This is a genomic window from Pleomorphomonas koreensis DSM 23070, assembly GCF_000425185.1.
GTDB lineage: Bacteria > Pseudomonadota > Alphaproteobacteria > Rhizobiales > Pleomorphomonadaceae > Pleomorphomonas > Pleomorphomonas koreensis.
The window spans coordinates 72,440-94,203 of the sequence record NZ_AULH01000016.1; the positions used below are offsets into that span (position 1 = coordinate 72,440).

Genomic DNA, 21,764 nt, shown 5'->3' on the forward strand with positions numbered 1-21,764 from the left:
GCGCAACAACGCCGACACCTGATCGCTCGCGGCAAACGGGCGGTCGGTTGTCGGTGTTCTGCATTTGTCGGAGCATTTCCCTGTCCAGGCGTCCCCCGGCGCAAGACCGGCTCCCGCTTTTTGAAATTCTTTTCTCATCAAATACTTACAGAGACTTTCGCGCGCTGTCGGCACGACACTTTCCGGCGCTCACCGTCCCGATGGCCGACCGGACGGGCGGACGCCGGTCCGCCCGGCACCGCTTCCCGGCCGAACGGCGCGGTTGATAAGCATCTTCACCGATCGACCTTGGTCGCAAATCCCCAAAAAGCGACAAACCTGTAGTGACCGCTACTGAACTTGGCCCATCTCGACGGTAGAACCAGCTTCAACGCGGATCGGAACCGTTTGATCCAGTTCGGACCCAATGAAATGACAAAAGCCGAGGGAACTGCCACGCCTCCTCCTCCCATCGTGCCGTGGATGGAGTTCCAGAACCAGGAGATGTGGGAGAAGGCCCTGCATCTCGGACGCAAGGTGCTCTGGAAGGGCAAGACCTGCATCCAGCGGCCCGGCGATGACGTGACCGGCATCTTCCTGATCCGCGAGGGCGTCATCAAGGTGTCGGCCACCAGCGCCGAGGGCGTGCAGCGGACGCTCTGGTTCATGGGTCCCGGCAGCATTCTCGGCGAGGCGGCGTTGTTCGCCGGGCAAAGGAACACCCATCACATCGACGCCGTCGAGGACTGCGTGGCCTACGAGTTCTCCAGAAGCAACGTCGTCGACCGGCTGCTGGTCGACCATCCGGACCTCGGCGAGGCGCTGCTGACCAACCTCGCCACCAAGAGCTACATCATGTCGACGCAGGTCGAGGAGAGCACGTTCCTCAGCGCCCATCGCCGGATATGCCGCTTCCTCTACGGTCTCTGCCTGTCGCGCAACTCGCCGCAGATCTCGCTGTCGCACAGCGTGATCGCCGAACTGCTCGGCCTGCACCGCGTCACCGTCTCCAACGCCATCGGCGACCTCAAGCGGCGGGGGCTGCTGGAAGAACGCGGCCACGATCTCGTCGTCGCCGATATCGGCGCCATCGCCTCGCTGATCAACTCGGACATCTGACCGGCGATCATTCAACCACAGAACGCCTTTTCCCCCGGATCGTCGCGGTCCGGGCCGGGTGCTTGCACCCAAATTTCCGAAGTATTCCGACAACAAGCCAAGACAGGAGAAACGCTATGGACAAGCACTACGTTGCCGAACCCTACAAGATCAAGGTCGTCGAGCCGATCGCCGTCACCAGCCGCTCCGAACGCGAACGGTTCATGGCGGAAGCCGGCTACAACACCTTCCTGCTGCGCTCCGACCAGTGCTACATCGATCTCCTGACCGACAGCGGCACCTCGGCCATGAGCGACAACCAGTGGGCGGGCATGATGCTCGGCGACGAGGCCTATGCCGGCAGCCGCAACTTCATCCACCTGCAGGAGGTCGTGCGCGAATACTACGGCTTCAAGCACGTCGTTCCGACCCATCAGGGCCGCGGCGCCGAGAACCTCTTGTCGTCGCTCTGCATCAAGCCCGGCGACTATGTGCCGGGCAACATGTACTTCACCACGACGCGGGCCCATCAGGAGCGCAACGGCGCCAACTTCGTCGACATCATCATCGACGACGCCCACGATTCCCAGCGCGAGCTGCCGTTCAAGGGCAACATCGACATCGGCAAGCTCAGCCGCCTGATCGATGAGGTCGGGGCCGACAAGATCCCCTACGTCTGCCTTGCCGTCACCGTCAATCTCGCCGGCGGACAGCCGGTCAGCATGGCCAACATGCGCGCCGTCCACGAGCTTTGCTCCAGGAACGGCATCAAGGTGATGTTCGACGCCACCCGCTGCGTCGAGAACGCCTACTTCATCAAGACGCGCGAGAAGGAATACGCCGACAGGACGATCGCCGAAATCCTGAAGGAAATGATGAGCTACGCCGACGGCTGCACCATGAGCGGCAAGAAGGACTGCCTGGTCAACATCGGCGGCTTCCTGTGCATGAACGACGACGAACTCTACCAGAGGGCCTGCGAACTGGTGGTGCTGTTCGAGGGCATGCCGAGCTACGGCGGCCTGGCCGGCCGCGACATGGAGGCCATGGCGCGCGGCATCGTCGAGTCGGTCGACTACAACTACATCCACCATCGCATCAGCCAGTGCGAATACCTGGCCGAGAAGCTCAAGGACGGCGGCGTTCCGGTGGTCCGGCCGACCGGCGGACACGCGGTGTTCCTCGATGCCCGCGCCTTCCTGTCGCATATTCCGCAGGACGACTTCCCGGCCCAGACGCTGGCGGCCGAACTCTACATCGAGAGCGGCGTCCGGTCGATGGAGCGCGGCATCGTTTCGGCCGGCCGCGACAAGAAGACCGGCGAGAACCACCATCCCAAGCTCGAGCTGGTGCGCCTCACCATTCCCCGCCGCGTCTACACCTACTCGCATCTCGATATCGTAGCCGACGCCGCGGTGTCGCTGTACAAGCGTCGCGAGACGATCAGGGGCCTCGACATGGTCTACGAGCCTAAGCTGCTGCGCTTCTTCACCGCGCGCTTCCAGCCCAAGGCCTGATCACCCGCGCCCGGAGGAGAATCACCCTCTTCCGGGCGCTTCCAGTCAATGCGCCAGGGGAGCCCGCCGGCCTGGGCCGGACCGGGAGAAGGAAACGCTCATCGCCAACAACAGGGGACGCCGCATGGTCCGAAGAGGACGGACCGGTGCTGTGCCATCGGGAGGAAACATGAACATTTTCAGGACCAAGGATATCAACCTCTTGCATCGGGAGGTGGAGAACCACTCGCTGAAGCGGGCGCTCGGCGCCACCGATATCGTCATGATGGGCATCGGCGTCATCATCGGCACCGGCATCTTCGTGCTGACCGGCGTGGCGGCGGCCAATTTCGCCGGCCCCGGCATCATGCTGTCGTTCGCGCTGTCGTCGATCGCCTGCATCTTCATCTGCCTCGCCTATTCGGAACTGGCGTCGTCCATTCCGGCGGCGGGCAGCGCCTACACCTACACCTATGTCGCCGGCGGCGAGCTGCTGGCCTGGCTGGTCGGCTGGAACCTCATTCTCGAATACTCGGTCGGCGCCAGCGCCGTCGCCGGTGGCTGGTCGGCCTATTTCGTCGGCATCCTGAAATCGGCCGGCGTCGAGCTGCCGCAGGCCATAACCGCCGTTCCCTACGACGGCGGCATCGTCAACCTGCCGGCCGTGCTGATCGTGCTGTTCATCACTTTCGTGCTGGTGCGCGGCGTCAAGGAAAGCGCCACGGTCAACCGCTGGCTGGTCGGCGTCAAGCTCGCCGCCATCTTCCTGTTCCTGCTGCTGGCCGGGCCGAAGGTCGACGCCACCAACTGGACGCCGTTCCTGCCCTACGGCGTTGCCGGCATCTCGGCGGGCGCCTCGATCATCTTCTTCGCCTACCTCGGCATCGACTCGCTGGCCACCGCTGCCGAGGAGACCCGCAACCCGCAGCGCGACATGCCGATCGGCATCATCGTGTCGCTGCTGATCTGCACCGTGCTCTACATCGCCGTGTCCTGCGTGCTGACCGGCGTCGTGCCCTACGGCGAGCTGAACACCGCCGAGCCCGTCACCTTCGTGCTGCGCAAGCTCGGCTACAATTTCGGCTCCGCCCTCGTCGGCACCGGTGCCATCGCCGGCCTGACCACCGTCTGTCTGGTGATGATCTACGCCCAGACGCGCGCCTTCTTCGCCATGTCGCGCGACGGCCTGATCCCGCCCGCACTGTGCAAGGTGCATCCGAAATACGGCTCGCCGCACATCATCACGCTGATCGTCGGCCTCACCGTGGCGGGTATCGCCGGCTTCACGCCGATCGGACTGGTTGCCGAGATGTGCAACATCGGCACGCTGTTCGCCTTCACCGTGGCGACGGGCTGCGTGCTGGTGCTGCGCAGGACGCAGCCGAACCTGAAGCGGCCGTTCCGCTGCCCGGCGCCGAAGATCGTCGTGCCGCTGGCCATGCTGTCGAGCCTCTACATCATGTCCGGCCTGCCGGCCGCCACCTGGGTCCGCTTCGCCGTGTGGAGCCTGATCGGCCTCGCCATCTACGCCGTCTACGGCGCCCGCAACAGCCGCGTCGGCCAGACGAAGGCCGAAGACAAGATCGCAGCTTAAGGTGCGGGCCGCCGGGCTCTCGGCCAACGAGGCCCGGCGGCTTCACGCCCGCAGTTCCAAGGAGAATCCGGCCATGACCTCCCCCGAACAGCGCCTGGCGGCGCTCGGCATCGTGCTGCCCGAGGCAACGCTGCCCGCGGCAAATTATCTCCCCAGCGTAACCGCCGGCAGCCTGCTCTATCTGTCGGGCCAGTTGCCGATCAAGGACGGGCGCCTTGCCTGCGTCGGCAAGCTCGGCGACGACCTGACGATCGAGGAGGGCTATGCCGCCGCCAGGCTGTGCGCCATCAACCTGATCGTCCAGATCAAGGCGGCCGTCGGCGATCTCGCCCGCCTGCGCCGCATCGTCCGCCTCGGCGGCTTCGTCAACAGCACCCAGTCGTTCACCGACCAGCCCAAGGTGATCAACGGCGCATCGGACCTGTTCGTCGAAGTCTTCGGCGACGCCGGACGACACGCGCGCTCGGCCGTTGCCTGCCCGTCGCTGCCCTTCGGAGCCGGCGTCGAAGTCGATGCCGTCGTCGAGATGGCGGAAAACCACTGATTACCGGCGCCGCGCGGCCGTCCGGGTCTTCATTCCACGCCGCCCGCTCCCCATATGAAGGGAGTCACTTAGCGGAGCCCGAGCGGACTGCCGAGAGGCATCCGCCCGGGCTTCTCTTCTTGAGACGAGGAGTTAGCCATGGACAAGAAATCCCTGATGCCATTCGGGCGCGGAGCGGCTCCTTCTCGCACCCACGACGAGCCGTTCACCAGTCTGCGTCGCGAGATGGACCAGTTGTTCGACAGCTTCACCCGCGGCTGGGGTCTGCCGACGCTGGCCGACGAGAGCGTGCTGAGTCCGCGCGTCGACGTCGTCGAAACCGATGCCGGCCTGGAGTTCACCGCCGAACTGCCGGGCATCGATCCCAAGGAGATCGAGCTGGATATCGAGGACGACATCCTCACCCTCAGGGCCGAGCACAAGGTCGACCGTGAGGAGAAGGACGACAAGCGCCGCTATCATCTGGTCGAGCGCCGCAGCGGCACCTACATGCGCCGCTTCGCCCTGCCGTTCGCGCCCGACCGCGACAAGGTGGCGGCCGAGTTCGACAAGGGCGTCCTGAAGGTGACGGTGCCGCGGTCGCCCGACCAGCCCAAGACCAGCAAGCGCATCGAGATCAGGCCGGCCGCCTGACGGCCGCTGCGACGACAGGGACGGGGGCGCTTCGGCGCCCCTTTCTCATTTCAGGGCGGCGATCGCCGCCTTGTCGGGATAGCAGATGACGGCAAGCCCGTTCGCCGCCTGCCAGCGACCGATGGCAACGCGAGTGCGGAAGCCGACAAGGCCATCGGCCGTGCCGACATCGTGGCCCATGCCTTCGAGCCGCCGCTGCACGGCGCGGACGTCGGCGCGCGTGAAGCCGCCGACCTTGCCCCAACCGCCCCGGATCCTTTCCGCCTTGCCGATCCGGTCGGCCACCATGCCGATGGTCAGGGCATAGACGTCGGATTCGTTATAAGCCTTCAGCACATAGAAATTATCCGACACCAGAAACGCCGGCCCCATCCGCCCGGCCGGCATCAACAGGTGCCCGACCGGCCCGACGTCGGTGACGGTGAGCGGCCGGCCGTCCGCGCGCGTCACGCCGGCTCGCGCCCAGGCGGCAAGCGGCTGGCCCTGGTCCGGTCCCTCAAGCGTGCAGGGCACCGACGGCGGCAGCTTCACCTCGACGCCCCACGGCAGGCCGGCCCGCCAGCCGCGCGCCCGCAGGAAATGGCCGATCGAGGCCAGCACGTCGGGCGTCGAGGTCCAGATGTCGCGGCGGCCGTCGCCATCACCGTCGACGGCGTCGGTGAGGAACTTGGTCGGCATGAACTGCGGCTGGCCGAGCGCGCCTGCCCAGGAGCTTTTCATCGCCGCCCGGCCGATATGCTCTTCCTCCAGGATGCGGAGCGCCGCCACGAGTTCAGGGAAGAATTCGGCGCGGCGCGAGCCCATGTAGGCCTGGGTGGCCAGCGTGCGGATGGCATCCTTCTCGATTGTGGCCGTGCCGAAGGCCGATTCCTTGCCCCAGACGGCGAGCAGGATGCCGGCCGGCACGCCGGTCGCCCGCGCCACGCGGTCGAGCAGCGGCCGATGGGCGGCGAGCCGCTTGCGGGCGCCGGCCGACAGCGCATCGAGCTTGCCGTCGGCGAGATAGGCGGCGGGGCTGTGGAACTCAGCCTGGAAGGCGTCGCCGCCCGGCGCCTTCAGGTCCGGCAGGCTCGTGTCGGGGTCAAGGCCGACGATAGCCTTCTCGAAGGTCGGGCGTCCGACACCGGCCGCCCTGGCGGCCGGCCACACCTTGGCTTCGAGCCAGCGGGCGAAGGCGGCGTCGGCGGCCATCGCGCCGGAGGGGGAAACGGCCAGTCCGGCGACGGTCCCGAGGGCGGCAAGGAGGAGGATGATTCGCTTCATGAACGGATGGAATCGGGCTTTCGGCAGCCGGTCAAGGCCGACCGGCAAAGGGAATGCCACGGGGTCGGTTGGCGCTTGACAGCCCGCCTCCCCCGCCCTTATATCGGCGCACTTTCCGCCGGCCAGCCGGCGGCGCGTGGCAGTGTAGCTCAGTTGGTTAGAGCGACGGACTCATAACCCGTAGGTCGGCGGTTCGATTCCGCCCGCTGCTACCATTCGATTCCCGAGATATCCGGTTCCGTCCGAACGCTCCCTTGCGCATACCCGTGTCATATTGCTTCCCTATGACGAAGACGATGTGACAGGGGGCAGACCATGCGTCATGGGGACGGCAGCGCCGGCGATGCCGATTACGGCCGGATCGGACACTCCTATGGCGCCTATCGCCAACCCGATCCGCGCATCGCCGCCATGATCGAGGCGGCACTCGGCCCGGCCGAAACAGTGCTCAACGTCGGTGCCGGCGCCGGCTCCTACGAGCCGACCGACCGCCGGGTCACCGCCGTCGAGCCGTCGGCCTCCATGCGGGTGCAACGGCCGCCGCGGCTTGCGCCGGCCATCGACGCCGTGACCGAGCGCCTGCCGTTCGGCGACGACAGCTTCGACGCCGCCATGGCCACCTTCACCATCCACCAGTGGACGGACCTCGCTGGCGGCCTCGGCGAGATGCGCCGGGTGACGCGCGGGCCGGTGGTCATCCTCACCTGCGATCCCTTCGAAGTGGCAGCCTTCTGGCTGAACGACTACGCGCCGGAGGTACTCGCCACCGAAGCGCGGCGCTATCCCCCGTTCGAGGCCATTGCCGAGGGTCTCGGCACGCCGGTCGAGCGCGTCGCCGTGCCCATCCCCTTCGACTGCCGCGACGGCTTCAACGAAGCCTACTACGGCCGTCCCGAGATGCTGCTTGACCCGGCGGCCCGTCTTGCCTGCTCGGCCTGGAGCTTCGTCACGGCCGATTACGCCGCCGCGGCGGTCGCCGCGCTCGCCGCCGACCTTGACAGCGGCGCCTGGGATGCCAGATACGGCACATTACGGACGCAGCCCCATTACCTCGGCTCGCTCTACCTGCTGGTCTCCTCCGGCAAGGCGGGCTGACGGACTAGAGCAATTCCAGCAAAAGTGGGAACCGGTTTTGCGTCCGGAATTGCGTCTCAACAATGAGATAGAGCATTTCCGGTGAACCGGATTTCACCGGAAATGCGCTAGGTGAGGGATCGGCATGACAGACGACCGGCAGGGCATCCCCATGGGGTCGATCGACGAGGGCAGCATCCATGCGCTGGTGCATGGCTTCTACGGCAAGGTGATGGCCGACCCGGACCTCGCCGCCATCTTCGGCCGCGAGATCAGGAAGGACGAATGGCCCGCCCACTTGGACAAGATGTGCGCCTTCTGGTCGTCGGCGCTGCTGCGCTCGGGGCGTTACGACGGCCGGCCGCTCCGGCCGCATCTCTTGATCCCCGATATCGAGGACCGGCATTTCCAGCGCTGGCTGACGCTGTTCGCCGAAACGGCGCGCCAGGCGTTCGACGAGAAGGATGCCGTCGGCGTCATCGCCATGGCCGAGCGCATCGGCCACAGCTTCCGCCTCGCCCGCGCCCAGAACGCCGGGCGCGACAGCGTCGCCATGACCATGCTGCGCGCCGAGCCGCTCAGCCCGCCGCCGCCCGCCTCGGATCGTAGTTGAGGATCGGCGCCAGCCATCTTTCAGCCGTCGCCATGTCCCAACCCTTGCGGGCGGCATAGTCGGCCACCTGATCGGCGTCGATCTTGCCGATGCCGAAATACTCGCTGTCGGGATGGCTGAAGTAGAGGCCGGAGACGGCCGAACCCGGCCACATGGCATAGCTCTCGGTCAGCTCGATGCCGGCCTTCTCGGTCGCCTGGAGCAGCGAGAACAGTGTGCCCTTCTCGGTATGGTCGGGCTGCGCCGGATAGCCGGGCGCCGGCCGGATGCCGCGATACTGCTCGCCGATGATCTCCTCGGGCGTCAGCGCCTCATCCGCCGCGTAGCCCCAGAACTCGCGGCGCACGCGGGCGTGCATGCGCTCGGCGAAGGCTTCGGCGAGGCGGTCGGCCAGCGACTGGCTGAGGATCTTGGAATAGTCGTCGTTGGCGCGGGCGAAGCGCTCGGCCACCGCGTCCTCGCCGAAGCCGGCGCTGACGGCGAAGCCGCCGACATAGTCGGCAAGGCCGGTCTCCTTCGGCGCCACGAAGTCGGTGATCGAGAAGTTGGCCCGCGCCGTGCCGCGTGCCATCTGCTGGCGCAGGCCGTGGAAGGCGGCGAGCCGTTCGGTGCGGCTCTCGTCGGTGTAGAGTTCGATGTCGTCGCCGACCGCATTGGCCGGCCAGAAGCCGATGACGCCGCGCGCCGTCAGCCACTTCTCCTCGACCATCTGCCTCAGCATGGCCGTCGCGTCCTCGTAGAGCGGCCGGGCCGCCTTGCCATAGACGGCGTCGTCGAGGATCTGCGGGAAGCGGCCGCGCATCTCCCAGGTGGAGAAGAAGGGCGTCCAGTCGATATAGGGCACCAGCTCGCCGAGGTCGTAGCTCTCGAACACCCGCGTGCCCAGGAAGGTCGGCTTCGGCGGCGCGTAGCCGCTCCAGTCGGGCGAGAAGCGGTTCTTGCGCGCGTCGGCGATGGAGAGCCGCCGCCGCTCCTCGCGGCTGCGGGCGTGATCCTCGGCAATGCGGGCGTATTCGTTTCTCACCTCGTCGATGTAGACCACCTTGCGCTCCGAGAGCAGCGACGAGGCGACGCCGACGGCGCGGCTGGCGTCGGTGACGTAGACCGCCTGCCCGCGAGTGTAGTTGGGGTGGATCTTCACCGCGGTGTGGACGCGGCTCGTCGTGGCGCCGCCGATCAGGAGCGGCACGTCGAAGCCCTGCCGCTCCATCTCGGCGGCGACGTGGCACATCTCGTCAAGCGACGGGGTGATCAGGCCCGAGAGGCCGATCAGGTCGGCCTTCACCTCGCGCGCCGCGTCGAGGATCTTCTGCGCCGGCACCATCACGCCGAGGTCGATCACCCTGAAATTGTTGCAGGCGAGCACCACGCCGACGATGTTCTTGCCGATGTCGTGCACATCGCCCTTCACCGTCGCCATCAAGACGGTACCGGCCGAGGAATCCTCGGTGATGCCGAGTTCTTCCTTTTCCTTCTCCATGAACGGCATCAGCCAGGCCACCGCCTGCTTCATGACGCGCGCCGACTTCACCACCTGCGGCAGGAACATCTTGCCGGCGCCGAACAGGTCGCCGACCACGTTCATGCCGGCCATCAGCGGTCCCTCGATGACATGCAGCGGCCGGGCGACGGCCAGCCGCGCCTCCTCGGTGTCCTCGACGATGAACTCGGTGATGCCGTGGACGAGCGCGTGCTCCAGCCGCTTCTCGACCGGCAGCGAGCGCCAGGCGAGATCGACGGTCTTCTCCCTGGCGCCGTTGCCGGCATAGCGCGGCGCCGCGTCGACGAGGCGCTCGGTGGCGTCGGGCCGGCGGTTGAGCACCACGTCCTCGCAGAGGTCGCGCAGCTCCGGGTCGAGGTCGTCGTAGACGCCGAGCTGGCCGGCGTTGACGATGCCGAAGTCCATGCCGGCGGCGATGGCGTGGTAGAGGAAGACGGTGTGCATCGCCTCGCGCACCGGCTCGTTGCCGCGGAAGGAGAAGGAAAGGTTGGAGACGCCGCCCGACACGTGGGCGCCGACCAGATTCTGCCGGATCCAGCGCGTCGCCTCGATGAAATCGACGCCGTAGTTGTTGTGTTCCTCGATGCCGGTCGCCACCGCGAAGATGTTGGGATCGAAGATGATGTCCTCGGCCGGCACGCCGACCGTCTCGGTCAGGATGCGGTAGCAGCGGGCGCAGATGTCGATCTTGCGCTGGTAGGTGTCGGCCTGACCGGTCTCGTCGAAGGCCATCACCACCATGGCGGCGCCGTAGCGGCGGACGAGGCGCGCGTGATGGATGAAGGCCTCCTCGCCTTCCTTCAGCGAGATCGAATTGACGATGCCCTTGCCTTGCAGGCATTTGAGGCCGGCCTCGATCACCGTCCACTTCGATGAATCGACCATCACCGGCACGCGGGCGATGTCCGGTTCGGCGGCCATCAGGTTGAGGAAGGTGACCATGGCCGCCTCGCTGTCGAGCAGGCCCTCGTCCATATTGACGTCGATGACGGTCGCCCCGCCCTCCACCTGGTCGCGCGCCACCGCCAGCGCCGCCGGGTAGTCGCCCTCGCGGATCAGCTTGCGGAAGCGCGCCGAGCCCGTGACGTTGGTCCGTTCGCCGACCATGACGAAGCTGGCTGATGAGGCGGGAGTATCGGTCATGGCTGGGAATATCCTGCTGGGCGGTTCACCGGGGTCGCGTAGGCGGTTGCTTCGGGCGGTCGCTAGACCCCGATCACCGTCGGTTCGAGGCCGGAGAGGCGCAGGCGCGGCGCGATCTCCGGCGGCACGCGCGGCGGCACGCCCTTCACCGCCTCGGCGATCGCCCGGATGTGGTCGGGCGTGGTGCCGCAGCAGCCGCCGACGATGTTGACGAGGCCCGAGCGAGCAAACTCGCCGACCAGTTCGGCCATCGCCGCCGGGCTCTCGTCATATTCGCCGAACTCGTTGGGCAGGCCGGCGTTGGGATAGGCGCAGACCAGCGTGTCGGAGACGCGGGCGAGATCGGCGACGTGAGCGCGCATCTCGCGGGCGCCGAGGGCGCAGTTGAGGCCGATGGAGAGAAGGCCGGCGTGGCGCACCGAGTACCAGAAGGCCTCGGCGGTCTGGCCGGACAGCGTGCGCCCCGAGAGGTCGGTGATGGTGCCGGACACCGAGATCGGCAGCCGCACGCCCTTCTCCTCGAACACCTCCTCGGTCGCGAACAGCGCCGCCTTGGCGTTGAGCGTGTCGAACACCGTCTCGATCAGGATCAGGTCGGCGCCGCCGTCGATCTGGCCGCGCACCGCTTCCGCATAGGCGCGGCGCAGTTCGTCGAAGGTGATCGCCCGGAAGCCGGGGTTGTTGACGTCGGGCGAGATCGAGGCGGTGCGGTTGGTCGGCCCGAGCGCGCCGGCGACGAAGCGCGGCCGCGACGGATCCTTCGCCTCGGCGGCGTCCGAGGCGCGACGGGCGATGCGGGCGGATTCGAGGTTCAGCTCGTAAGCCAAAGCCTCCATGCCGTAGTCGGCCTGGGCGACGAAGGTCGAGGAGAAAGTGTTGGTTTCGAGAATGTCGGCGCCGGCGTCGAGATACTGGCTGTGGATGTCATAGATGACGTCGGGACGGGTGAGCGACAGCAGGTCGTTGTTGCCCTTGAGGTCGCGCGGCCAGTCCTTGAAGCGCTCACCCCGGAAATCGGCCTCGCTCAGCCGGAAGCGCTGGATCATCGTGCCCATGGCGCCGTCGATCACCAGGATGCGTTTGGCGGCGAGCGCGCGCAGGCGGCGTTCGGTCTCGGACGGCTCGGTCATGGCATCCTCCGTGAGGTCAGGCGGAAACGGCGGCGACGGCGGCAACGGGCTCGGTCTTCGCCCTGAGGCCCATCATGTGGCAGACGGCATAGACGAGATCGGCGCGGTTCATGGTGTAGAAGTGGAACTGGCGGAAGCCGCGATCGATCAGGTCCATCACCTGCTCGGCTGAGACGGCGGCGGCGACCAGCTGCCGCGTCGCCGGATCGTCCTCCAGCCCCTCGAAGCGCTGGGCGAGCCAGGTCGGCACCGAGGCGCCGGCCTTCCTGGCAAAGGCGGCCGACTGCTCGAAGTTGACCACCGGCACAATGCCCGGCACGATCGGCACGTCGATGCCGGCCGCCCGCACCCGGTCGACATAGCGCTCGAACTTGTCGTTGTCGAAGAAGAACTGGGAGATGGCGCGGCTCGCGCCGGCCTCCACCTTGCGCTTGAGTATGGCGATGTCGGCGGCGACGTCCGGGCTCTCGGGATGCTTCTCGGGATAGGCCGACACGGAGATCTCGAAATCGCCGATCGCCCGGATGCCGGCGATCAGGTCGGTCGTCGAGGCGTAGCCCTCCGGGTGCGGCCGGTAGGCCGTGCCGAGGCCGCCGGCCGGATCGCCGCGCAAGGCGACGATGTGGCGGACGCCGGCGTCGCGATAGCCGCGCACCACGTCGTCGATCTCTGCTCGACTGGCGCCGACGCAGGTGAGATGGGCGGCCGGCTTGAGGTCGGTCTCGCGAACGAGGCGGGCGACGGTGGCATGCGTGCGCTCGCGCGTCGAGCCGCCGGCGCCGTAGGTCACCGACACGAAGCGGGGGCCGAGCGGCGCCAGACGGGTGATCGACGCCCACAGCGTCTCCTCCATCTTCTCCGTCTTGGGCGGGAAGAACTCGAAGGAGACGCCAAGGTCGAGGGCGCCGAGATTGTGGCTGAACCGCATGGTGATGTTCCCGAAATGTCGTGTCGTGTCGGAGGCCGTCAGGCGATGCGCTGCCGCAGATCGTCGGCCATGTCCATTCGCCGGTCGGCGGCGAGGAACAGCGACACGGTGAGGCCGTCGGCCGTCTCCGGCGGCAGGTCGCGCACCGTGTCGAAGGCGAGGCCGGCCGCCTCGATCCAGCCGCGCATCTGCTCGTGGCTGAAGCCAAGCCGGCGGTGGGCGTGGTCGGCCCGCAGGAACTCGTGGTCGTGCGGCGCGAAATCGACGATCAGGAGGCGACCGCCGGGGGCGAGCGCCGCCGCCGCCTCGCGCAACGCCCGCGCCGGATCGTCGAGATAGTGCAGCACCTGATGGATGACGACGAGGTCGAAGCCGGTACCGACCGACAGCGCCGTCACGTCGCCCTGGCGGACGTGGGCGTTGTCGATGCCGGCCGCCGCGAGATTGGCGCGGGCCACCGACAGCATGTCGTGGCTCATGTCGATGCCGACGGCGCGGCCGTAGCGGTCGGCGAGCAGCGTCAGCATGCGGCCGGTGCCGGTGCCGATGTCCAGCATGTTGTGGATGGGACGATCGCCGACGGCGGCGCGGACCGCCGCTTCGACGTCATGCTCGGCGACGTGCAGCGTGCGAAGACGGTCCCAGCTCACGGCGTTCCGGGCGAAATAGCGCTGGGCGGCGGCGGCGTGCGCCGCCTTGATGGCGTCGAGCCGGCGGCGGTCGGATTCGACGGCCGGATCGGCCGGATCGACGCCGTCGATCAGCGTGCGGACCAGCGCGGCGGCCGGCCCGTCGTCGACCAGGCGATAATAGGCCCAGGCGCCTTCCGGCAGACGCTCGACGAGGCCGGCCTCGGTCAGGAGCTTGAGGTGGCGCGACACGCGCGGCTGGCTCTGGGCCAGCACCTCGGTCAGGTCCTTGACCGTCGCCTCGCCGAGCGACAACAGCGCCAGGAGACGCAGCCGCGTCGGCTCGCCGGCGCTGCGCAGCACCGACACCACATCGTCGAAGGAGGCCGCCGGCGGGGCGGCGAATTGCACGATAGACATAAAGATATGTTTATGTCGAAAGACGCATCGTTGCAAGAGGCTTGATGGTCATCGGCCGGCAGGACGTGCAAACGCCCGGCCAGGGGCCGGGCGTGTCCCGCCATGTTCCGATATGCCGCCGCCGGTCAGCCGATCGCCCGGATCCCGCGCGAGGCGGTGACGCGGGCGCGGGCGGCGCGCGGATCGATCTGCTGGAACTGGGCCAGCGCGTCGTTGCGCTGCCACTGGTCGAGCCGGTGCTTCCACGGGCCGCACTTCAACATTTCCTGCGCCGTGGAGAAGCGCAGGCCGAGCGCCCGCGCCATGACGATGAACGGCTCGGTATCGACGCGCACCAGCCAGTGCTTGGCCTCCTCCATGTCGAGGTCGGCGAGCAGGGCGAAGGTGGCGACCACGTCGGCGAAGCGATCCTCGACGGCATACTGGCAGAGCAGCGCCTCCGAGACGATGCGCGCCCCGCCTTGCTGGCGGATGCGCTCCCAGGCCGATTCGAAATCGTAGAGGCCGAGCCAGTAGGAGTTGGAAAGACGCGCTTCGGCCAGCCGCGCCGCCTCGGCGAGGTTGGCCTCGAGGTCGTCGTCGGCGGTGCCCATCACCGTCGAGCGCACCTGGTCCACCGCCTTGCCGATCACCTGCGAGATGACGGCATCCGGCGTATCCGGGCGGCGGCCGAGGATTTCGGCGGTGCGCGGATCGGAGAGCGCCTGCTGCACGATGCAGGCGAGCGCGATCTCGCCGAGGCGGGCGCCATAGTTGCCGGCGATCAGGCGGCGGACCTCGACGTCGCCGCGGCTGACCACGATATCGGCCACTCGCTCGCTCAGCACCGAGCGCTGGGCGATCGCCTTGAGATGGCCGTTGCCCTTCTCCTCGGCGATGGCCGCGAGGTCGTGATCGTTGAGCACCGGCGACTGGCGCAGCACCGGCGAGGCCACGGCCACCGCGTCGTCCTGGGCGAACTTGCGGATGGCCCGCTCCGGCGCCCGGCGCAGCGGGGCGATCTTCTCGGCGGCGAAGATGCGCGCCTCGATCTCCACCATCTCCGACAGACGGGTGATCACGTCGTCGTAGATCTCGATCTGCTCCAGCGTGCAGCGCTCCGAGGTAAAGGCGAACAGCGACGAGACGCCCTTCAGCAACTCGTTCTTGCGAGCCGGAGACGGATCGAGGGCAAGACTTTTGAAGTCGACGAGATTCGTTTCGAGCATTCCGGCCACCACCCGTAAAAAGCGTGACGGCCAAACTAGCGCCGACAGATGGATACGGATTTCACGAAATCGCTAGGATTTTACGAAAACCGCGATCGCTTGCCGGGGTCAGCCGTCGATGGTGCCGTCGTAGCCGAAGAAGCGGCCGGACGTTTCGAGCGTCAGCCCGTCGATGACGTCGACGATGCCGCGGGCGCTGTCGATGAGGCTGAGCGGCGCGTCACCACCGTCCGACGACGGGCCGACGGCGCCGGGATGGATCAGCGCCACCGCCACGCCGGCCGGCCGGAGATCGCTGGCCAGCGACTGCATCACCTTGACCACCGCCGCCTTGGCGACCTGCCGGGAATCGGGGTCGAGGAGGTCGAGGCTCGTAACGTCGCCGATCGGCAGGATGGTGGCGATCTTGCCGCCGCGCGTCATGTTGGACAGCGCCGCCCGCGCCACGAACAACGGCGCCGTGGCGTTGACCTGTAGTGTCGCCCGGTAGCGCCCGCCGACCGGATTGCCGCCCGGCGTGAAGCCGTTGGCCATCAAAAGACCAGTGTTGTTGATCAGGATGTCGATGCGCTCCGACAGCCGCGACGCCAAATTGACCACCGAACTAGCCGCCGCGATGTCCAAGGCAATCAGCCTCATGCGATCGGGATGGCCGGCCTGGAGCGCGACCAGCGCCGGGGGTGGCGCCGGCGCCGGCCGATGGACGGCGAGGACGCGCGCGTCGCGCATCAGATACTGCCGGACCAGTTCCAGACCGATGCCGCGGCTGGCGCCGGTGATCAGGACCGTGGGTGTCATGGTTCTCTTCCCGTCGCTCTTCGCCGCGGCCGGATGCGGCCGGAACGGACGGCCGGCATCATGGCCGCCCGCCAACGCTCGCGCATGGGGAAAAAGACTTATAGGAACATTACGATAGTGGATGGACCGGAGGGTGAGGCAAGCCGGCAACGGTGTCGTGCCGTCCGCGGACCTCGGAGCCTGACCCGAGGCCCGGTGGTCTCAGGCAGGCAGCGATGGTTTCGAGAACCGCAGCGGAGCGAACTTGAGGTGCGCGAGCACCGGAAACGCGGAAAGCGAAGCCGGCTGCCCGCCCCGTAGAGTTTCGGGCAGGCTCTCAGGGTGCCGCTTCCTCGCCGCCGGCGTCCCACGGCCAGGGGCCGTTCGCCTCGCGAAGCCGCTTGCGGGCGCCCTTCAGGATCTTGTCGAAATTCTCGGCGAGCGGTTCTTCGAGCGCCCTTTCGAGGAGGATCAGCACGGCGTCGAGCGCCCACACCTCGGCGTCGTCCTCCAGCGTCTCCTCGATGCCCTCGGCATTCTCGTCGTCGACGACGCGGGCCAGCCACTCGTGCAGCACGATGGCCTCGTCGCGGGTGATGGTGAGGGTGACAGTGTCGGACATGATTACCTCGTCGCCACGATGAACAGTCTCGGGAATCTCAGGAGCACGCCGCCGCCGGCGAGCGGCGGATAAGCGTCGGTCACCTTCGCCGTGTAGGCGGCGAGGAAACCGGCCCGCTCGTCCGCATCGAGCGGATCGAGGAACGGCTTGAGGCCGGTCGACCGCACCCACTCGACCACCGCCGCCGCGTCGGCGAGCGGATGATTGTAGACGGTATGCCAGATGTCGAGCAGACGGCAATGCGGCTTCAGCGCCTCGTAATAGGTCCGGACCGGTGGCAGCGGCGCCCTGGCGGCGCCCGCGAGCTTCGCCGCCCAGCAACCGCCCGCCGCCACCTCGCGCATCAGCGCATGGGTTGGCTCGGCGAGATTGTCCGGCATCTGCACGGCGAGCACGCCGCCGGGCGCCAGTTCACTGACAAGACGGACGAACAGATCTAGGTGGCCGGGCAACCACTGGAATACGGCATTGGCGAACAACAGTTCGGGCGGCGCGTCAGGCCGGAAGTCGGCGGCGTCGGCCAACCGGAACTCGACACCGGGCAGCCGGGCGCGAGCCGTTTCCAGCATGGCCGGCGAGGTGTCGATGCCGAGAAGCCGCGCCGCCGGAAAGCGCTCGACCAGCAGCTCCGTCGAGTTGCCCGGCCCGCAGCCGATGTCGATGACGAATGCCGGATCGGCGAGCGGCACGGCGTTGAGAAGATCGCGGGCCGGCCGCGTCCGCTCGTCCTCGAACGTCAGGTAGGTTTCGGGCGACCAGTCGGCCATGGGAACCTCTTGCCGGTGCGTCAGCGCTTGCCGCGGAAGATAGCCCAGACGACTAAAGCAAAAGCCGCCGCCAACCAAGCCACGCATGCCGATGACAGCCGGTCGTCGGCTCGATATTGCCGGATGGGACAAATGCCACTACATTATGGGCAAAAGCCCAAGGAGGGCGAAATGTCAATCGAAGCCGTCAAGGTGGTCGAAGTCGTCGGCGGCGAGCGGACGCTCGGCAAGGTCATCCGCAACGCCGGCGACCTGATCGCCGCCGTCCGCGCCGGATTTCCGGCCGCCACGGTGGCCTATGTCGTCGATGCCGGGAAGATGTCGCTCACCGAAGTCGACTTCGCCGTCATGCCGAGGAAGACCCTGACGCGGCGCAAGAAGGCGGGCATGCTGACGGCCGAGCAGTCGGATCGTCTGGTCCGCGTCGCCAAGGTCATCGCCCTCGCCGAGGAGACCTTCGGCTCGCCGGAGAAGGCCAAGGCGTGGCTGCGACGGGAAACCGGTCCGCTCGGCGGCGTGTCGCCGATGTCGCTCCTCGACACCACCGAGGGCGCGGCCCAGGTGGAGCGGCTTCTCAACCGCATCGCCTGGGGCATCGCCGCGTGAGCCTCGTCTGCTGGCGCATCGCCCGCGACGTCCACGCCGATCTCAGCGGCTACGGCGCCCTGATCACCGGCGGGCGCTGGAACTCGCCCGGCCGGGCCGTCGTCTACACCGCCCTGGAGGCAAGCCTCGCCGTGCTGGAGGTCCGCGTCCACCTCGACCTGCCGCCGGAGCTGCTGCCCGATGATTACGTTCTCATGCGGATCGAAGCGGCGACGCCACCCGCCGTCGAGCGCCTGTCGGCGGCGCCCGCCGATCCCCAGGCCTTCGGCGACGAATGGCTGGCCTCCGGCCGGACGGCCGCGCTGGACGTGCCGTCGGCCCTGGTGCCGGAGAGCCGCAATCTGCTGATCAATCCCGCCCATCCCGAGGCCGGCGCCTTCTCGATCGCCGGCAAGCGGCCGTTCGGCTTCGATAGCCGGCTGTGGCTTGGCGCCTAGAGCTATTGCAAAGGCCTTCGCCTTGGGAGAGCGCGAGTTCAAATGCCGCACCGACCACCAAATCGGGCGGGGGTTTGGCGGCCTTGCAGTACCGACGTGCAAACGGCGAGCGCCATAAAAGACGCTGCTATTCCGATCGCAATTCTGAATATAGAGCCCTCCGGACCGCCGACCATTGCCGGCGGCCCGGAAGCTATCCTCACCGCGTCAGCGGCTTGTACTTCATCCGGTGCGGATTGACCGCATCGGCGCCGAGGCGGCGCTTCTTGTCTTCCTCGTAGGCCTCGAAGTTGCCCTCGAACCATTCGACGTGGCTGTCCCCCTCGAAGGCCAGGATGTGGGTGGCGAGGCGGTCGAGGAACATGCGATCATGGCTGATGATCACGGCGCAGCCGGCGAAATCCTCCAGCGCGTCCTCAAGGGCGGCCAGCGTCTCGGTGTCGAGGTCGTTGGTCGGCTCGTCGAGGAGGAGCACGTTGGAGCCGGACTTGATCATCTTGGCCATGTGCACGCGGTTGCGCTGGCCGCCGCTGAGCGAGCCCACCTTCTGCTGCTGGTCGCCGCCCTTGAAGTTGAACGACGAGCAGTAGGCGCGGCTGTTCACTTCCTTCTTGCCGAGGTAGATGACGTCGGCGCCGCCGGAGATTTCCTCCCAGACGGTCTTGTCGGGATTGAGCGCGTCGCGGCTCTGGTCGACGTAGCCGAGCTTCACCGTCTCGCCGACGGTGATGGTGCCGGCATCCGGCTGTTCCTGGCCGGTGATCATGCGGAACAGCGTCGTCTTGCCGGCGCCGTTGGCGCCGATGATGCCGACGATGCCGCCCGGCGGCAGCGAGAAGCTGAGGTCGTCGATCAGCAGGCGATCGCCGTAGCCCTTGCTGAGGCCCTCGACCTTGATGACGTTGTCGCCGAGGCGCGGGCCGGGCGGGATGACGATCTGGGCATTGGTGACCGTCTGCCGCTCCTCGTTGCGCCGGAGCAACTCGTCATAGGACTTGATGCGCGCCTTCGACTTGGCCTGCCGCGCCTTGGGGCTGGCGCCGATCCACTCGCGTTCGCGCTCCAGCGCGCGCTGCTGGGCGGCCGCCTCGCGGCCCTCCTGCTCCAGGCGCTTGGACTTGGCGGTGAGATAGGCCGAATAGTTGCCCTCGTAGGGAATACCGCGGCCGCGGTCGAGTTCCAGGATCCAGCCGGTGACGTTGTCGAGGAAATAGCGGTCGTGGGTGACGATCAGCACGGCGCCGGGGAACTCGCGCAGGTGCTTCTCCAGCCAGGCCACCGACTCGGCGTCGAGGTGGTTGGTCGGCTCGTCGAGCAGCAAGAGGTCGTTGTTTTCAAGCAGCAGCTTGGCCAGCGCCACGCGGCGGCGCTCGCCGCCCGACAGCGTGTTGACGTCGGCGTCGCCCGGCGGGCAGCGCAGCGCGTCCATCGCCATCTCGACCTTGCCGTCGAGGTCCCAGAGGTTCTTGGCGTCGATGATGTCCTGGAGCTTGGTCGCCTTCTCGGCGTTCTCCTCGGAATAGTCCATCATCAGCGCGTTGTACTCGTCGATCAGCGCCTTGTCCTTGGCGACGCCCAGCATGACGTTGCCGAACACGTCGAGATCAGGATCGAGCTGCGGCTCCTGCGGCAGGTAGCCGACGGTGGCGCCCTTGGCGAGCCACGCCTCGCCGGTGAACTCGCGGTCGATGCCGGCCATGATCTTCAGCAGCGTCGACTTGCCCGAGCCGTTGGGGCCGAGCACGCCGATCTTGGCATCCGGGTAGAACTGCAAGTTGATGTTGTCGAGAACCTTCTTGCCACCACCGAAAGACTTGGTGGTGCCGTGCATGTAGTAGATGAACTCGCGCGCCATGGCGTATCGACCTTCGGGTGGGCGGGTTTGCGTTTGGCCGGTGTTCTAGAGCATCCGCCGCCGGAAGGGAAAGCAAAAATGCGGACGGCGACCGCTAGCCGGAGCAATGCGAATTCACTCCACGAGAACACAATCGATCTCAATTCAGCCAAGTTTTGGCCCGCCCGGCCGGTGCCGTTCAGAATAAAATACCCCGCACATCAAACATAAAGGTTGACTATCCGGCCCGGAAACCCTATTTGAAAGCGCATCGATCTTTTGCTGCCGAGCTTTGGTTACGACGCGACTGGCATCGCGTTTTGAACGAATCCTCCCTTTAAAGCATCGTTATCTCCATCCGCGACGCTTTTTGCGTTGCGATTTTCATTCATGCTGGGAAAGGGTTCATCATGACCACTGGCACAGTTAAATGGTTCAATTCCACCAAGGGTTTCGGTTTCATTCAGCCTGACAACGGCGGTCCGGACGCGTTTGTCCACATCTCGGCGGTTGAACGCGCCGGCATGCGCGAAATCGTCGAGGGCCAGAAGCTCAGCTACGACATGGAGACCGACAGGAAGTCGGGCAAGATGTCGGCTGGCAACCTGCAGCCGGCCTGATCGGGATCTGTTCTCCCTTGACCACGGATGTACTGGCATTGCCGAGAACATGAAACCAAGCGAGGTCAGGCAGCTTGCCTGGCCTTTTTCTTTGTCGCACCCCAGGAGGATTCCCATGGCCGAGCAATACAGCAAGTCGCGTCAACAGGCCGAGATCGCTTTCGGCAAGACGCAATCGCAGTTCTTTGCACGCGGGCGCGCCTTCGAGGAGCTTGATTTCATCACGGCGGCGCGCAACGAGAAGACCCTGCGGCTGCGAGAGGCGCGTCTTGCCCGGGAGTTGCAGGACAGCATCGACCAGGCAGCCCAGCCTGCGCCGAAACGAGCCGGCAGATCCTGACCGGCGAGCAACACGTGATACAGGACCAGAGATTTGAGAGCCGTCAAGAACCAAGACCTTAACGACCGTCGCAGCGCCGCGAGCGACGCCAGAGCGGCCCAGCTTCAGGCCTATCGCGCCGCCATCGAGGCCGCCGCGCCGACCCGTGAAGCCAAGCAGGCGGAGCGCCTGGCGATTGCCGAGGCGCGGGACGCGCGCCGCGCGACACGCGAGCGGGTAAAGCTTGAGGAACAGAACCGCATTGCCGCCGAAGCGGCGGAACGCGAAGCCGTCATCGCAGCGGCGGCCCGAGCGGAAGCCGAAGCGCGCGAGCTGGCCAACAAGACTCGCATCGCCCGCGTCCTCGAGGACGAAGCGGCGCGCAAGGCCGAGCGCGATCGGCGCTACGCCAACCGCAAAGCCCGCCGGGCCTGAAGCATCCGCCCGAAAGGCTGCTGACTTCTCGTGTCGAGCGGATGCGCGAAAGCAAGCTGTCCGCGTTGGAATATGTCCCGACCAGCCTCATCTG

General features: G+C 67.0%; 20 protein-coding genes, 1 tRNA gene and 1 pseudogene. 13 read left to right on the forward strand and 9 right to left on the reverse strand.

All coding sequences use genetic code 11. The annotated features are described in order from the left end of the window. The first annotated feature begins 411 nt into the window (after window positions 1-411). The 5 genes from H512_RS0114370 to H512_RS0114390 all read left to right on the forward strand — a co-directional run bounded on the left by H512_RS0114370 (window position 412) and on the right by H512_RS0114390 (window position 5,344). A complete protein-coding gene (locus tag H512_RS0114370; protein WP_084798501.1) occupies window positions 412-1,098 on the forward strand; it encodes a Crp/Fnr family transcriptional regulator in 687 nt (228 codons plus the stop codon). A gap of 116 nt (window positions 1,099-1,214) precedes the next feature. After that, complete coding sequence (locus tag H512_RS0114375; RefSeq protein ID WP_026784047.1) at window positions 1,215-2,594, forward strand: tyrosine phenol-lyase; 1,380 nt, start codon at window positions 1,215-1,217, stop codon at window positions 2,592-2,594. A gap of 169 nt (window positions 2,595-2,763) precedes the next feature. Continuing rightward, window positions 2,764-4,167, forward strand: coding sequence for an amino acid permease (locus tag H512_RS0114380; RefSeq protein WP_026784048.1), 1,404 nt, complete (start codon window positions 2,764-2,766; stop codon window positions 4,165-4,167). A 73-nt stretch (window positions 4,168-4,240) separates the two neighbouring features. Then, on the forward strand, window positions 4,241-4,711 hold the full coding sequence (locus tag H512_RS0114385; RefSeq protein ID WP_026784049.1) for a RidA family protein: 471 nt from the start codon (window positions 4,241-4,243) through the stop codon (window positions 4,709-4,711). Between the two features lie 138 nt (window positions 4,712-4,849). Then, window positions 4,850-5,344 (forward strand): Hsp20/alpha crystallin family protein, encoded by a 495-nt coding sequence (locus H512_RS0114390; protein ID WP_026784050.1) that lies wholly within the window; start codon window positions 4,850-4,852, stop codon window positions 5,342-5,344. 45 nt (window positions 5,345-5,389) lie between these two features. Here the strand turns inward: H512_RS0114390 and H512_RS0114395 are convergent, their stop codons facing one another. Then, entirely contained in the window at window positions 5,390-6,607 is a 1,218-nt protein-coding gene (locus H512_RS0114395; protein WP_026784051.1) for a lytic murein transglycosylase, read from the reverse strand. Window positions 6,608-6,745: 138 nt separating this feature from the next. Between H512_RS0114395 and H512_RS0114400 the strand changes: the two genes are divergently transcribed. From H512_RS0114400 to H512_RS24145, 3 genes are all read left to right on the forward strand, one after another. After that, window positions 6,746-6,822, forward strand: a tRNA-Met gene (locus H512_RS0114400). 100 nt (window positions 6,823-6,922) lie between these two features. Continuing rightward, window positions 6,923-7,702 carry a class I SAM-dependent methyltransferase gene (locus H512_RS0114405; protein WP_026784052.1) on the forward strand — a complete coding sequence of 260 codons (780 nt, stop codon included), beginning with the start codon at window positions 6,923-6,925 and terminating at the stop codon, window positions 7,700-7,702. A 124-nt stretch (window positions 7,703-7,826) separates the two neighbouring features. Further along, window positions 7,827-8,294: a group III truncated hemoglobin gene (locus H512_RS24145; RefSeq protein ID WP_053239898.1), complete on the forward strand. Its 468-nt coding sequence runs from the start codon at window positions 7,827-7,829 to the stop codon at window positions 8,292-8,294. Here H512_RS24145 and metH read toward each other — a convergent pair. The 7 genes and pseudogenes from metH to tam form a co-directional block, all read right to left on the reverse strand. Further along, a pseudogene (metH, locus tag H512_RS24150) lies at window positions 8,260-12,068 on the reverse strand (methionine synthase). The gene H512_RS24145 and the pseudogene metH overlap by 35 nt on opposite strands. Before the next feature lie 16 nt (window positions 12,069-12,084). Continuing rightward, window positions 12,085-12,996: a methylenetetrahydrofolate reductase [NAD(P)H] gene (metF, locus tag H512_RS0114420; protein WP_026784053.1), complete on the reverse strand. Its 912-nt coding sequence runs from the start codon at window positions 12,994-12,996 to the stop codon at window positions 12,085-12,087. 38 nt (window positions 12,997-13,034) lie between these two features. After that, window positions 13,035-14,045 (reverse strand): ArsR/SmtB family transcription factor, encoded by a 1,011-nt coding sequence (locus H512_RS0114425; protein WP_053239899.1) that lies wholly within the window; start codon window positions 14,043-14,045, stop codon window positions 13,035-13,037. Between the two features lie 125 nt (window positions 14,046-14,170). Continuing rightward, a complete protein-coding gene (locus tag H512_RS0114430) occupies window positions 14,171-15,253 on the reverse strand; it encodes a DUF2336 domain-containing protein (protein WP_036791872.1) in 1,083 nt (360 codons plus the stop codon). A gap of 108 nt (window positions 15,254-15,361) precedes the next feature. After that, window positions 15,362-16,051, reverse strand: a complete 690-nt coding sequence (locus H512_RS24160) for an SDR family NAD(P)-dependent oxidoreductase (RefSeq protein WP_053239900.1) — start codon at window positions 16,049-16,051, stop codon at window positions 15,362-15,364. 316 nt (window positions 16,052-16,367) lie between these two features. Next, window positions 16,368-16,652 carry a hypothetical protein gene (locus H512_RS24165; protein ID WP_053239901.1) on the reverse strand — a complete coding sequence of 95 codons (285 nt, stop codon included), beginning with the start codon at window positions 16,650-16,652 and terminating at the stop codon, window positions 16,368-16,370. A 2-nt stretch (window positions 16,653-16,654) separates the two neighbouring features. After that, window positions 16,655-17,419, reverse strand: a complete 765-nt coding sequence (tam, locus tag H512_RS0114445) for a trans-aconitate 2-methyltransferase (protein ID WP_026784056.1) — start codon at window positions 17,417-17,419, stop codon at window positions 16,655-16,657. Window positions 17,420-17,590: 171 nt separating this feature from the next. Here tam and parS point away from each other — a divergent pair, with 171 nt between their 5' ends. Next, a complete protein-coding gene (gene parS / locus H512_RS0114450) occupies window positions 17,591-18,025 on the forward strand; it encodes a type II RES/Xre toxin-antitoxin system antitoxin (protein ID WP_026784057.1) in 435 nt (144 codons plus the stop codon). Beyond that, entirely contained in the window at window positions 18,022-18,462 is a 441-nt protein-coding gene (locus H512_RS0114455) for an RES family NAD+ phosphorylase (RefSeq protein ID WP_026784058.1), read from the forward strand. The genes parS and H512_RS0114455 overlap by 4 nt, the downstream gene beginning before the upstream one ends. 199 nt (window positions 18,463-18,661) lie before the next feature. On the opposite strand, the gene ettA is transcribed toward H512_RS0114455, so the two are convergent. Then, window positions 18,662-20,317, reverse strand: coding sequence for an energy-dependent translational throttle protein EttA (gene ettA / locus H512_RS0114460; RefSeq protein ID WP_026784059.1), 1,656 nt, complete (start codon window positions 20,315-20,317; stop codon window positions 18,662-18,664). 389 nt (window positions 20,318-20,706) lie between these two features. Here ettA and H512_RS0114465 point away from each other — a divergent pair, with 389 nt between their 5' ends. The 3 genes from H512_RS0114465 (at window position 20,707) to H512_RS0114475 (ending at window position 21,670) form a co-directional block, all read left to right on the forward strand. Continuing rightward, window positions 20,707-20,916, forward strand: a complete 210-nt coding sequence (locus tag H512_RS0114465; protein ID WP_026784060.1) for a cold-shock protein — start codon at window positions 20,707-20,709, stop codon at window positions 20,914-20,916. Window positions 20,917-21,031: 115 nt separating this feature from the next. Further along, the gene (locus tag H512_RS0114470) at window positions 21,032-21,256 is read left to right on the forward strand and encodes a hypothetical protein (protein WP_026784061.1); all 225 of its coding nucleotides are present in this window, start codon (window positions 21,032-21,034) and stop codon (window positions 21,254-21,256) included. Between the two features lie 33 nt (window positions 21,257-21,289). Next, on the forward strand, window positions 21,290-21,670 hold the full coding sequence (locus H512_RS0114475; RefSeq protein WP_026784062.1) for a DUF6481 family protein: 381 nt from the start codon (window positions 21,290-21,292) through the stop codon (window positions 21,668-21,670). Window positions 21,671-21,764: the final 94 nt, after the last annotated feature.